This is a genomic window from Candidatus Ozemobacteraceae bacterium (assembly GCA_035373905.1).
In the GTDB taxonomy this organism is placed as follows: domain Bacteria; phylum Muiribacteriota; class Ozemobacteria; order Ozemobacterales; family Ozemobacteraceae; genus MWAR01.
Window position 1 is genome coordinate 102,408 of record DAOSOK010000017.1, and the last position, 11,641, is coordinate 114,048.

Annotated in this window: 11 protein-coding genes; 5 read left to right on the plus strand and 6 right to left on the minus strand. The window is 63.2% G+C overall.

What is annotated here, in order from left to right:
• Nucleotides 1-24 precede the first annotated feature (24 nt).
• The 3 genes from PLU72_10335 to PLU72_10345 are packed head-to-tail and all read left to right on the plus strand — an operon-like array spanning nucleotide 25 to nucleotide 1,849.
• Nucleotides 25-279, plus strand: a complete 255-nt coding sequence (locus tag PLU72_10335) for a hypothetical protein (protein HOT28578.1) — start codon at nucleotides 25-27, stop codon at nucleotides 277-279.
• A 17-nt stretch (nucleotides 280-296) separates the two neighbouring features.
• A complete protein-coding gene (locus PLU72_10340; GenBank protein HOT28579.1) occupies nucleotides 297-908 on the plus strand; it encodes a hypothetical protein in 612 nt (203 codons plus the stop codon).
• 8 nt (nucleotides 909-916) lie between these two features.
• Nucleotides 917-1,849: a radical SAM protein gene (locus tag PLU72_10345; protein ID HOT28580.1), complete on the plus strand. Its 933-nt coding sequence runs from the start codon at nucleotides 917-919 to the stop codon at nucleotides 1,847-1,849.
• A gap of 156 nt (nucleotides 1,850-2,005) precedes the next feature.
• On the opposite strand, the gene PLU72_10350 is transcribed toward PLU72_10345, so the two are convergent.
• The 3 genes from PLU72_10350 to PLU72_10360 are packed head-to-tail and all read right to left on the minus strand — an operon-like array spanning nucleotide 2,006 to nucleotide 5,444.
• The gene (locus tag PLU72_10350) at nucleotides 2,006-3,082 is read right to left on the minus strand and encodes a hypothetical protein (protein HOT28581.1); all 1,077 of its coding nucleotides are present in this window, start codon (nucleotides 3,080-3,082) and stop codon (nucleotides 2,006-2,008) included.
• Entirely contained in the window at nucleotides 3,082-3,999 is a 918-nt protein-coding gene (locus PLU72_10355) for a hypothetical protein (GenBank protein HOT28582.1), read from the minus strand. The genes PLU72_10350 and PLU72_10355 overlap by 1 nt, the downstream gene beginning before the upstream one ends.
• Nucleotides 3,996-5,444, minus strand: a complete 1,449-nt coding sequence (locus PLU72_10360) for a hypothetical protein (GenBank protein ID HOT28583.1) — start codon at nucleotides 5,442-5,444, stop codon at nucleotides 3,996-3,998. Before PLU72_10360 ends, PLU72_10355 begins: the two co-directional genes overlap by 4 nt.
• Nucleotides 5,445-5,635: 191 nt before the next feature.
• On the opposite strand from PLU72_10360, the gene PLU72_10365 reads away from it, so the two are divergent.
• Nucleotides 5,636-6,067 (plus strand): hypothetical protein, encoded by a 432-nt coding sequence (locus PLU72_10365; protein ID HOT28584.1) that lies wholly within the window; start codon nucleotides 5,636-5,638, stop codon nucleotides 6,065-6,067.
• An 89-nt stretch (nucleotides 6,068-6,156) separates the two neighbouring features.
• Here the strand turns inward: PLU72_10365 and PLU72_10370 are convergent, their stop codons facing one another.
• The 3 genes from PLU72_10370 to PLU72_10380 all read right to left on the minus strand — a co-directional run bounded on the left by PLU72_10370 (nucleotide 6,157) and on the right by PLU72_10380 (nucleotide 10,618).
• Nucleotides 6,157-8,058 carry an HD domain-containing protein gene (locus PLU72_10370; protein ID HOT28585.1) on the minus strand — a complete coding sequence of 634 codons (1,902 nt, stop codon included), beginning with the start codon at nucleotides 8,056-8,058 and terminating at the stop codon, nucleotides 6,157-6,159.
• A gap of 95 nt (nucleotides 8,059-8,153) precedes the next feature.
• Nucleotides 8,154-8,945, minus strand: coding sequence for a YmdB family metallophosphoesterase (locus PLU72_10375; protein HOT28586.1), 792 nt, complete (start codon nucleotides 8,943-8,945; stop codon nucleotides 8,154-8,156).
• Between the two features lie 149 nt (nucleotides 8,946-9,094).
• Nucleotides 9,095-10,618 (minus strand): hypothetical protein, encoded by a 1,524-nt coding sequence (locus PLU72_10380; GenBank protein ID HOT28587.1) that lies wholly within the window; start codon nucleotides 10,616-10,618, stop codon nucleotides 9,095-9,097.
• Between the two features lie 351 nt (nucleotides 10,619-10,969).
• On the opposite strand from PLU72_10380, the gene PLU72_10385 reads away from it, so the two are divergent.
• Nucleotides 10,970-11,404: a hypothetical protein gene (locus PLU72_10385; protein ID HOT28588.1), complete on the plus strand. Its 435-nt coding sequence runs from the start codon at nucleotides 10,970-10,972 to the stop codon at nucleotides 11,402-11,404.
• Nucleotides 11,405-11,641: the final 237 nt, after the last annotated feature.

The window sequence follows — 11,641 nt, forward strand, 5'->3', positions numbered from 1 at the left end:
CGCATACGTCAAAGGAGAACACGCATGCTCGACCCGAAAACGATCGACGGCCTCGACGGGGCCATGGGGGATCTCAATAAGGCGATAGAGGCCCTGCCTGACGGGCCGCTGAAGCGCCAGCTGACGCAGCGGTTCAACCGCATGCGGCACGTGCGGGACCACCTCGAGGACGAGGCCGAATGCCGCGAAGCCCGTTCCCCGCTCCCTTACGTCCTGTTCGGCTTCGGCCTGGCGATCGCCCTGCTGATCGTCTGGAAGACCAGACCCTCCTGCCAATGAGAAAGGATATCTCCCCGATGCGTCATGTCATAGCAATTGTTATTGTATTGGCGGCGATATGCCTTCCGGTCCGGGCCGCGGAAGAGGCGGGAACGACGGCCTCCGGGGTTCCCGTTCTCGAGAAGGTCTCGCCCGAGTTCGGCGCACGGTGGTTCACGAAGCATGGCTACAAGGACTTTTTCGAGCCGCGCGTCGCCTTCATCAAGCGCAAGAGCGGTTACTCCGAAGTCATCGAATACTCCTGGCGGCCGATGGTGCCGTTCGGCATGAAGAACGACGAACGCATCGACCGGGTCCAGTTCTCGTTCAACCGGTATTATTACAAGGGGCCGAAGATTTTCTTCGGAGGCGGGGTCGGCGGTAACATCATCCTGTTCACCGACGGCCTGAAGGACCTCGGGAAAACCCGCTACAACCTCGATCTCAAGGACGGCGTCAACGGCCTGTTTCGCGCCTTCGTCGGATACAAGATCCGCGATTTCGCGTTCGGGAAATACAAGTTCCCGCTCGTCGCCCGCGTCGATGCGATCTATTCTCCCCCGTATGAATTCGGCGGAGACCTCGCCGGGTGCGGCGACAGGATCAAGCTGACCGAGGTCGTTGCCGGTCTGGCGCTGAGCGTCGAATAGCCCGGACGATGACCTCGCGCGTTTTCGGCCCCGTTCCGTCCCGACGGCTCGGGCGATCGCTGGGTCTCGATCTGACGCCGGCGAAAACCTGCACCTACGACTGCCGCTACTGTCAGCTGACGGAGACGAACCATCTCGGCTCCGAGCGGCGGATGTTTTTCGAGCCGTCGGATCTGCTCTCGGAACTGCGGGAAAAACTTGCGACGATCGAGCCTCCCGACTGGATCACCTGCTCCGGCACCGGCGAACCGACCCTCTACGCGGGGCTCGGCGCCGTCCTTCGCGGCATCAGAAAACTGAGCGCGGCGCCCGTCTGCGTCATCACGAACGGGTCGCTCCTCGATCGCGCGGACGTCCGCGCCGATCTGCTTCTCGCCGACCGCGTGATGCCGACCCTGTGCAGCGTACACGAGGAAACCTGGCGTTCGATCCACCGGCCGTCGCCAAATATAAAATTATCAAATATATTACAGGGACTGAAGACGTTCGGGGCGGAATTTTCCGGCTTCCTCGAGCTCGAGGTGTTCGTCTGTCCAGGCCTCAACGACGCCCCATGCGAAACCGAGGACCTCGGCCGGTTCCTCAGGGAACTCCCCGGCCTGGGAGCGGTGTATCTCAACTCCGCCGTGCGAAGCCCCGTCGATGCGTCGCTGTCCAAGGCGGCCCCCGAACTCCTGGAAGGGTTCAGAACGGCCCTGGGCCTGAACGTCCCCGTCTCGACGGCGTTCGATCATTCGCCGCTCCCCAGGCCGGCGTCATCGCAGCGTCCGCCGACCGGCCCGGAAATCATCGATCTCCTCGGCAGGCATCCATGCACGTTCGAACAGCTCCATCACGTCTTCGGCGGAGATGCGGAACGGCTGAGAACGCTCGTGTCCGAACTCGTCGCGTCAGGCAGGGCCGAAAAACGACCCGACGGCACGTTTGCCCTCCTTCATTGATTCCTGCATCCCGATAGCCAGAGTCGCGGTCCCGTTCGTGCTGAGCTTGTCAGAGCACGAGAGGTCCTCGCCCCCTTCGACATGCTCAGGACAGGCTTCGAGCAGCTCAGGGCGAACGGGAGGATTCTCTGATGCTCTGCCGAAAAGGCCCGGCGATCAGAACGCGAACGAGGCGGGAAGTCTGATGGTATGCACGCCGCCGCTCTCGGCGACGGAAATGAGCATCGTCGTGGAGGCCTTGTTCGGCGCCGCCACGCGCAGACGGTGATACCCCGGCCGGATCGACCGGAGTCTGGCCATTCCGTCGTCATCCGTCACGCATGCGGCCGCATCCGGGAGCGAAAGGCTGATTCCCGGCGCCGGTTCGCCGGATGCCGTCAGCACGCGGACGTCGACGGGAGCCCGGAACTGTTTCAACGACAGTTTCAGCTCTGGCCTCAACCCGGGATTCCAGCGGAACGAAAGGCTCCGATACCCGTTGACGGCGACGAAAACGTCGCGAATCGCATCGGTCGGGCCGTCCGGAAGACGAAAGCGTCCGTGGGCGTCCGACGCAAATGCCTTCCCATCGATTGTTCCGACGGCCCCCGGAAGGGGCCTTCCGGTGACGGCGTCGATCACGAGTCCCGTCGTCCGCGGATCGAAGGGACAGGCCGGCTCGTCGGGAGTGCTCGGGGGCGCCGTCCTCCTGCCGTCCGGCAGGGGAAGGTATCGCCAGAAGTCTCGCGACGCCGGCGCGTCGGGTGACGAGGCCGCCACCGCGGCCGCCGCTTCCGCATCCGCTTCCGCAAGGAGAGCGAGATGCTCTGCGGCCCAGCGCCATCGCGAATCGAATCCGGCTGACGGAGGGGCGCTTCCGGCGGGAGCAACGTTCTCCCGGTGCAGGCTCTTCCAGAGGCGCGCCCAGACGGCGAGAACTTCCCCGATCCGCATCGTCGTTTCGGGTCTGAAGGTTCCGTCGGGAAACACACCCATGTGACCGGAGGCGATCAACGGGCCGATATCCGCGTCCGCCGCCGCATCCAGGTCGGGCGGGAGCGCGACGGCGCCGCCCGTCTGGAGAAACCCCCGTGCCAGGTGCAGACCGACGTCCCGCCTCGTGAGGAGATCTATCCGGGGCGCGGCGTCCGGAGAGCACCATCCAGCCAGGATCAGAATGACGATCCCGGCGCCGGCGATGCCTGCGAAAAGCCGTGGCCGGACCGTTGCGCCCGCCCGATCGAATATGTTCATCAATATATTTCTCTCAGATACTGGGCCATCGAACGCGGCGAAAGGCCTTCCGGGTAAAGGTCGGGTTTCTTCGAGAGCAGGTCGGGGGAAACGCCGTCGCACAGCTTTTTCCCGAGTTCGCGCCCCCCAAGCCGGTTCAGGGCTTCCCTCACGGTGATGCCGTGCAGGGCCGCGGTCGAAACGAGTCCGTTCGACGGGAGCTTGAGCAGGGGGTTCCGTTTCGAGCTCAGCCACCATTCGCCGTCTTCCTGCGTCAGCGTCATGCCCATCCGGAGAGCGAGCCTGTTGAGGGCCGCCATGGCCGAGTCGCTTTGCGTGCGGAACGAAACGAGCGCCGGCGGGTCGTCGCGAAGCCGCAGCGTGATGCCGGCTTTTTTCGACAGCTCGCCGAGCAGCGGCATCACGGGGGCCCGCTTCACGTCGATCTCGACGCTTCCCCCGCCGTGGCCGGGCAACATCAGCGGAGCCGGGAGAGGCGCGTTTCCTCCTCCGGAAGAGAACGAACCGATCGGCATCCCCACCTTGAGGCGGACCGTCAGTCCGGCGGTCGTGTGGGCGACTTTCATGCCCGTGCCGGGTTTCACGTACAGGTTGAATCGCTGGACGGGCGGATCCTGGTTGACCTGCCCCAGCCAGATCTGGCGCAGAGGACCGCGAAACTCGGAAGAGAGAGGATCGCCCGCGGTCCGGGCCGTCGTCACCCCCGGAAAATCGAGGCGCCAGCAGGAGTCGGCGGCGATCCAGCTGATGACCGGCTGTGCGGGAACGGTCATTCTGATCTCGACGCTCCCGTCGGTGTCGGAGGTACTGACGACGACGTCCTCGATCCGCGTCGGCTCTTTCGCGCAGGCCGGCGACCCGGGAAATCCGAGGATGATCGCGGTCATCAGCAGCGCGCGAAGGCTCGTGGAAATCATGCGCCGTCCGCCTCTTCCGCGATCTTGCGAGCGGCGGTGAGAAGTCGGGACAGGGCCGCCAGGGTTTCCATCCGGCTCGGTCTTTCCTGCGGGTTCGCCCGGAACGGAGTCTCCCCGATCTCGACTCCCAGCCCTTCTGCCAGCGCCCGGAGCGAGCGGTCCGCGTCGTCGCCTGTGACGGTGCCGGACCGCTCGGCGAGCACATCTTCCGGGGGCGTCCGGCCCGGCCGGCAGGAGCGCCAGACCGCCGCCACCAGCGGCTGCCATTCCTCCCACCGGATCACCTCGTAGGGACATGCTTTCCCGCTCGGGAGCGCGACGGGCGGCGGCGGCGTCATGGCGAGCAGGGCCCGCCAGGCGTCGTAGACCGGATGATCGAGCGGAACATCCGAGAACGGCGCCGGGGCGCTCGCCGTCATCTGAAGATGGCGGTCCAGGAGGGGGCCTCGGAACGGAATGTTCGGGAAGACGACGAGGGAGCCGGTTCCGCGCTGGTTGACCACCGACTCGATCGCGAGGGCCCTTTCGCAGGTCATCGGGAGATGCAGTGAGGGAACGTCGCCCCACGCGGCTCGGGCGAGCAGTTCGGTATCGGAGATGCTCAGGCCGAGCTTCTTCGAAATATATTCTTGCATATCATTCCAGAACACCGGCTTGCCGCCTTCCAGGGCGGGGATCGTCATGCTTTTGGCGGCGGTCAAGGTCGGCATCGGCCAGAGCGCGCACAGGACGAGCACCGAGACGATCCCGACGGCCAGACTGTGCCGAGCCGAGACATGGGAGACGATCAGGCGCGCCGCGTTCGAAGCGGCGGCGACGATCGATGCCCGGATCGAGCGGACCGACGGAGCGATCAGGCCGACCAGCTCACGGAGGTGCGGGGCCGGCCTGCGGCGGGCGGCTTTTGTTGTGGCCGGTTCGTGAGCGGCTTCGCGACAGACGCTTTCCTGCGGAACGGCCGCGGGTTGCGTGGCCGGGCTCGGGGGGGGGACGGGGTTTTCCCGGGGTGCCGGCTGCTCGGGAATCTGCTGCTGCGGCTGAACGCTCAGGTCGATTCGTTCGATCAGCTTTGGTTCCGGCGGATCGATCTGCGGGATGACGGAGATGGTCGTGAAGGTCGCGACCGCCGAGACGGTCGCCTCGGCCGGCTCAACAGGCTTCGCCGGAGTGGGGACGCCGGCCGTCGCCAGCGCGTGGGCGGAAGGCGGCTGGGTCGGCGCAGGCGTCTGCGCCTCGTGGTTCCGGGTTTCCAGCGATTCGAGAAACTCGGCCGGAAGCCGGCTGGGCGCCGCGCATCCGCCGCAGAACTTCGACGTGGACAAATTGCGCTTTCCGCAGTGGAGGCAATGCCACGACGTCGGGCCGCGGCCGCCGGCGACGGGAACATACCCGACCGGCCGGGGCGGCAGGTAGGTCGATTGAGGGTGTCGTTCCGCAAAAGGCATATGAATCCGCTTCCTTTATCGGCCGAATTCCACAAAACGTTCACATTCCTTCTCCCTCCTGGGAAAAATCCTTCGGCCGCAGGAGGTCGCACGCGGCAGAAAGAACCGGGTTTTCCGGGAGGGGGCGCCGTGGTAGAATTTGCGAAGTCCGACGGAAATCAGGGTTTGATTCAGAGAGGAGACGCAGTCGCATGCAGTCCGTTCAGTGCCCGTTGTGTCACAATCAGATGTTTTCGGAGACGTTCCGGCCGGGAGAGCGCTTCCCCTGCCCGCATTGCGAGCATGACCTGATCGTCGAACCCTACGAGGACAACCCCACCGTCCGCCTTCCCGAAGAGATCAGCCTCCACATGAATTGGGCGAAAGGCATCTGGAAGGACGGTCGCCTGTTCATGACCCCCCAGAAACTCGCGGTCCTCGGCGAAATGGTGGTGAACGCGCTCCAGCTCGACAAATGGTCGAGCGAGACCCCCGAGCAGCTCGCCGAGCGGCAGACGAAATGGCGCGAGTCCGAGGAACTGCTCGTGAAGCAGGGATACAGGCCCGACATGATCGCGTTCGGCCGGACACTTCTCGACATCTTCATCAATCTCCGCTCGAGCGAAACCAACCCGGATCGCTGATCGAATCCCGCATTCGCACTCCGCAGAAAACCGAAGCCCGGCCGGAACTCCGGCCGGGCTTCGATATAACTATAGATATATTTTAGCGACTACTTCTTTTCGGTGCCCGATGGGTCGGGCTTCGGTGCCTCCGCGCCTTTCGCCGACGTTTCGTTTCCGGCGGGAATGACCGGGGGATACGGCTGGGATGAGGGCGTTCCCTTTGCGGCGGGCTCGCTTCCCGGAGGGATGACCGGGGGATACGGCTGGGACGAGGGCGTTCCCTTGCCGGGCGGCTCGTTACCGGCGGGGATGATCGGCGGGTACGGCTGCGAGGACGGGGTGTTGCCGATCGCCATCATGGGCGGATACGGCTGTCCTTCGAGACTGCCGCCGGCGGGGCCGTGGCTTTCCTCGGCCTCGGCCGGGTCCTGTTTGAGGACCATGTCGCCGGTATCGCCGACCTTCTCGAAATACTGGAACAACTTTTTCTCGAACGCCTGCAGGAACGCATCGACGCAGCCGGGGTCGAACTGCTTCCCCGAGAATTTTTTCAACTCCGCCACGGCGGTGTTGAAGCTGAGTCCTTTGCGGTAGGGGCGGTTGGTCGTCATGGCGTCGAACGCGTCGGCGACGCAGATGATGCGCGCGATCAGCGGGATCTCCTCGCCCTTGAGGTGGTCGGGGTAGCCGCGTCCGTCGTAATACTCGTGGTGATGCTTGACGCCGGGCACCTTGTCGGCGAGAAAATCGACGGGGCGCAGGATCTTGGCGCCGATTTCGGGGTGCTTCTTGATGATCGCGTATTCCTCGTCGGTCAGCCGCGACGGCTTCCGGATGATGCTGTCGTTGATGCCGATCTTGCCGACGTCGTGAAGCAGACCGGCGTATCGAACCGCGTCGATCTCCTTGCGGTTCATGTTGATCTCTTCGGCGATGGCGACGGAATACTGGGTGACGCGCCGGGAATGGCCCTGCGTGTACGGATCTTTCGCGTCGATCGCGGTCGCGAGAACCTCGATCGTCGACAGGTAGACCTTCTGGATGTTCTCATACAGCCGCGCGTTGTCGATGGCCGACACCGCCTGGTTCGCGAGCGCCTCGAGAATCTCGACGTCGTGATCGTTGAACGGGATGTCGCCGGTGCGGTTGAGAACCTGCAGGACGCCGATCACCTCGTCTTTCAGGCGCATCGGCACGCAGATCATCGACCGCGTGACGAAGCCCGATTTCTTGTCGGCGCCCTTGAAGAACCGCGGGTCTTTCGCCGTGTCGGGCACGATGACGGGCTTGTTCTCCTTGGCGCACCAGCCTGCGAGGCCGGTTCCCATCGGGAGGCGGATCTCCTGGAGCTTGGAGCCGACGTTCGGGTCGCCCTGAACGATGTGGAAATACAGTTCGTTGGTCTGCCGGTCGACGAGATAGACGGTCGATGTTTCGCATCGCATGACCTTCGTGGCCATCTGCATGATCTTGCGCAGCAGGTCGTTCAGGTCGAGGGTCGAGCTGATCGCCTTGCCGATCTCGAGCAACGTCGCCAGTTCGGCCATCTGGAGCTTGACGAGCTCGACTTCCATGAAGCGGCCGATCGCGTCGGCGGCGATGCTTCGGAACTCGTCGATGCCGTAATCGAAGGTGCGCGTCTCGGTGACGGGCAGGATCAGCGCGCCGAACGGCAGCAGCTCGTCGCCGATCGGGATGAAATACCGGCGGCTGCCTTCCAGGGTCGAGACGATTTCGCTGGAGATCGGCAGATTGCCGAGCTTTGCGGCGGTGAACGATTTGCAGTAGGCGGTCAGGGAAGCGGCGTCGAAGCCGTCCGAGAAGCGCACACGCGTCTGCTTCGAGGCGACGTCGTAAAACAGGACGGCAAACCCCGGCTGGCCCGACAGTTCGCGGGCCGCCTTGCTGAGAATGGCAAGCAGCGAGTCGGAATCTTTGGCGTTGGCGAGAATGTCGCGCTGGGTCTTGTAAAGGACCTGCACCACGTCACCGCCGGAAGCTTCGACCACCCGTTTTTTTCTCCTTGAGCAACGGCCTGCGTTGAACGCGAGCCCGAGCAGATTTTACCATATTTCCATCCGTTCAATGGAATCGACGTTTTGTTTCACGGGTTCGCCACGAGACGCAGGCGTTCGAGCGAATCCGCCCGGCCGTTCTCGGCGAGGTGAAGTCTGACCGCATCGATCAGAACCCGTTCCGGAGGCAGCGATGAGCCTCCCCGCAGATGTTCTCGATGCTGCCACCAGGCGTCTGGCGGGATGCCGTTGATCGCCGACTCTTCGGCTGCGACACCCGCATCGGGAACGCATGCCCGGCCGTTTCGAACGGTAGGATGGCCCGCGATGCAGCCCAGACCGGTTCCGATCACGTGGATCGGCCTGCCAAGAGGGGAGGCACGCCATGCGAGCGCTTGCTTCAGCTCCAGACCGGGGCCGTGGATGTCGATCACTATGGGCAGTCGGTCGGGAAGCGAACGCTCGAACGGGATGAGCGTTTCCCACGCCGGCTCGACGGGAAAACGGTCGTCTCCGGTGTCGAGCGAGACGATCCAGCAGGCTCCGGCGGGAGTTTCCAGCTTCACCGACCCCTTTCCGGGGGCTCCGGGAGGGAGATTCAACGGCCGGATGATCGGTCTCGCGGGATTGTCCGAGGCCAGAAACTCGCGCACGGCAGGCCTCGCCAGGGATTTCGCCCCGAGCGTGATAACGTCGATTCCACTGTCAAAGAGCCGTTCGACGTGACCCGCCGGTCGGCCGCCGGTTCCGAAGAGACCGGAGGCATTGCAGATCACGGCCGTCTGACCGTCTCCCTCGCAGCAGGCGGACGACGTCAGAGACCGCAGATCGGACGCGCGGATCTCCCGGGTCATCACCCCCAGCACGAGCAAAGACAGCATAAGCCGCCTGAGTTTATCACAGAGAGATGCGGACCCTCAACTCAAAAGCCCCGAATTCCGGGAGACAATTTCCGGATTCACACGAAGCGTGCGGGAGGTGGAACGCAGAGGGAAACGACGATGACCCGGCGCGTGAAACGCCGGAACGATCAGAAGTTCGAGAGCCAGCTGAAAATCAGCGATTTCTCGGTGATGTTGTTCGCGGTATGGGTGGTGTGTCGTTCGCGGCGGCTCTGGTAGCCGAGTTCGAGGCTCTGGGAGGTCGACAGCTGCTTTTCGACGCCGACGCGCCAGGTGTGCCGCGTGTTCGACGACAGCACGAGATCTTCGAACTGGTCGTATTTCGTGTCGAGCCACTCGTCCTTCAGGTGAAGCAGCCAGGTCGGAGTGAAAGGGTAGTCGTAGCCGAAAAGCATCTGATACTCGTCGGAATCCGCGAAAAAGGCCCGGGGCGTTCCGTATCTGGTCCTGGTGGCCTTGAGATTCAGACTGGCTGCGGTGCGCCGCCCGGTGAAATAGTTTTCCCACAGGAACGCGTCGACGCGGTAATCGTGCTCCTCGTGTGTGGAGTGGAGATACCGCTCGTCATACAGGGTCATCAGGTGCAGGAATCGTTCGGACGGCCGGTACTGCCCGGAAAGCGAAAGTCTGTTCGAATCGTGGTTGAACAGGGAATAGGCATCCGATTCCTTGTCGTGCCTGCGCGAGGAATACGTCTCCTCGAGCGTCAGGCTGGTCTGGCGGTTCGCCTCGTACGTCGCGCGGAAGGTGCCGGAAGGCTGATCGAACCCGTTGTCGATCGTCGTCCGGCGCTGTCGTTTCAGATTCCCCGTGAGGCCGAGATACAGCGCTCCGCGGGCGACGCGCGAGACGAATCGGGCCTGCGGATCGGGTTCGCCGGGGCGGCGGGTCCAGTCGGTATACGCGTTGACGGCTTTCCGGGTCGCCATGCCCGTCGGGATACGTTCGAACGTCGAGCGCTCGCCGCGGATCGAGTTGCTGACCGGCGTGTAGTGAAGCCGCTCGGGCAGGAACGCCGAGAGGTCGATCGAGAGATTGCCCTCCTCGTAGTTCGCGTCGCGGTCGTCGGCGAATTCGCGCTCTTCGTACGAGCCTTCGAAGCCGAGACCCGTGTGATCGCCCGCCCGGTGGTCGTACCGGATCTTCGCCATGTTCGATGTATAGTTGAATATATTTTCGATCGGAAGCCGGTAGGCGGCGTTCACGTAATCGAGCATGAGGAGGTCGGCCTCGCCGACCGAGAGGCCGTAGGTCAAATCGAACGTGTGGTCGAGCGCCGAGTATTTGTAGGTGTCGACGGCGAAGGCTTTCTCATCCTCGGGGCGATATCCCTGGTAGTGGAACGTCTCCCTGACGTCGATGAAATGTCGCTCCGACAGGTCGCCGCGGAGGGTGAAGTTCAGATCCTGCACCGTGCTGACGAAGCTCTTGTCGTAAGCCGCCGGCTTCGCGACGGGCGCATACAGGGGGGCGGGATACTCGACGGTGTAGGAGTCCTTGCGCGTGCTGTCGATGGCGGTCTTCGAGTCGTAATCCCACGCAGCGGTGAACCGCGAGGCGGCCGCCGGCCGAGGGCAGATGCAAAGCATCACCGCCAGAGCGGCTCCCAGAGCCGTCAGGCGGATGATCGCCGGGCGCTTGTTGTCGGCCATGATTCAGGTTTCTCTCGTCGAAGAAAAAGAATGCACCACTTCGTCTTTCGGCTGCCGGCTCCGAACTCCGAAGTCTTTTCCATCAAGGGCCATTTTCCGTCACATTCCGATGCACCATCTGTTGTAGGGGCGGGTTTCAAACCCGCCCTTGTGGGACAACGGCGGTGATTGGATTCGAACATTCCGGGGGTTCAGACCACGGGACGTGCCGAATCTTTCGGCACCGTGTACGGAAAGTCGGCAGCCATGAACGGCAGAGAGGCTTGAATAAACATTTTTCAAGGTGGCATGCATATTGCGTTTCGCGTTGTCGCATTTCAAAATTCAATCAGCTACCGGAGGAATGACCACATGTTTTCACGCATCAGTCTGCTCGCCCTTCTCTGCGCGTTCTGCGTTGCCCTCGTCCCCGTTGCGGGCATGGCCCAGACGCAGGAACTGATCATCGTCGACGCCACGATCCGCGTTCTCGAGAGCGAGAAGGCGTTCATCGACGGGTATTGGGAAGTCACCGGTCTGATTTCCGAGATCGTGAACCTCGACGCCGACGAAGCCGGCCTGTCGGTCGACCAGAAGGCCGCCCTCGCCTATCTCCGCAAGAACGCGAAGCAGATCCGCCTCGACGTCTTCTGCTCCAACGAAAAGCAGGAGATCATCCACCGCACCTTCCTCACCGTCGGCCACCCGAAGCCGGCCTCCTTCAACGTGAAGATCGCCGTCGACCGCCGCACGATGAACAATACCTCCCGCTATATGGTTGCCGTCGTCGACCACGACCTGAAGTAATCCCCCTCTCTCGATCGACCTGCCCGTCGAGTCTCTCGGCCGGGCAGGTCGTATTTCAGGAACTATTGTTTCCTGCGCCATGATGCCCCCGTTCGCCCTGATCCTGTCGAAGGGCGAACGCATCGCACCGTCCCTCTCCCTTTTTCAAACTTCATCCTTCCCTCTTCAAACTTCCGCGCAGTCAGCAATTCTCACTATGCGTTCTAGAGCGAGTTTGCGCTTGACACCGGATCGATT

What these genes read in the sequence shown, in the direction of transcription:
- PLU72_10335 (HOT28578.1), top strand. Translation starts at nt 25, where the DNA reads ATGCTCGACCCGAAAACGATCGACGGCCTCGACGGGGCCATGGGGGAT.
- PLU72_10340 (HOT28579.1), top strand. Translation starts at nt 297, where the DNA reads ATGCGTCATGTCATAGCAATTGTTATTGTATTGGCGGCGATATGCCTT.
- PLU72_10345 (HOT28580.1), top strand. Translation starts at nt 917, where the DNA reads ATGACCTCGCGCGTTTTCGGCCCCGTTCCGTCCCGACGGCTCGGGCGA.
- PLU72_10350 (HOT28581.1), bottom strand. Translation starts at nt 3,082, where the DNA reads ATGAACATATTCGATCGGGCGGGCGCAACGGTCCGGCCACGGCTTTTC.
- PLU72_10355 (HOT28582.1), bottom strand. Translation starts at nt 3,999, where the DNA reads ATGATTTCCACGAGCCTTCGCGCGCTGCTGATGACCGCGATCATCCTC.
- PLU72_10360 (HOT28583.1), bottom strand. Translation starts at nt 5,444, where the DNA reads ATGCCTTTTGCGGAACGACACCCTCAATCGACCTACCTGCCGCCCCGG.
- PLU72_10365 (HOT28584.1), top strand. Translation starts at nt 5,636, where the DNA reads ATGCAGTCCGTTCAGTGCCCGTTGTGTCACAATCAGATGTTTTCGGAG.
- PLU72_10375 (HOT28586.1), bottom strand. Translation starts at nt 8,945, where the DNA reads ATGCTGTCTTTGCTCGTGCTGGGGGTGATGACCCGGGAGATCCGCGCG.
- PLU72_10380 (HOT28587.1), bottom strand. Translation starts at nt 10,618, where the DNA reads ATGGCCGACAACAAGCGCCCGGCGATCATCCGCCTGACGGCTCTGGGA.
- PLU72_10385 (HOT28588.1), top strand. Translation starts at nt 10,970, where the DNA reads ATGTTTTCACGCATCAGTCTGCTCGCCCTTCTCTGCGCGTTCTGCGTT.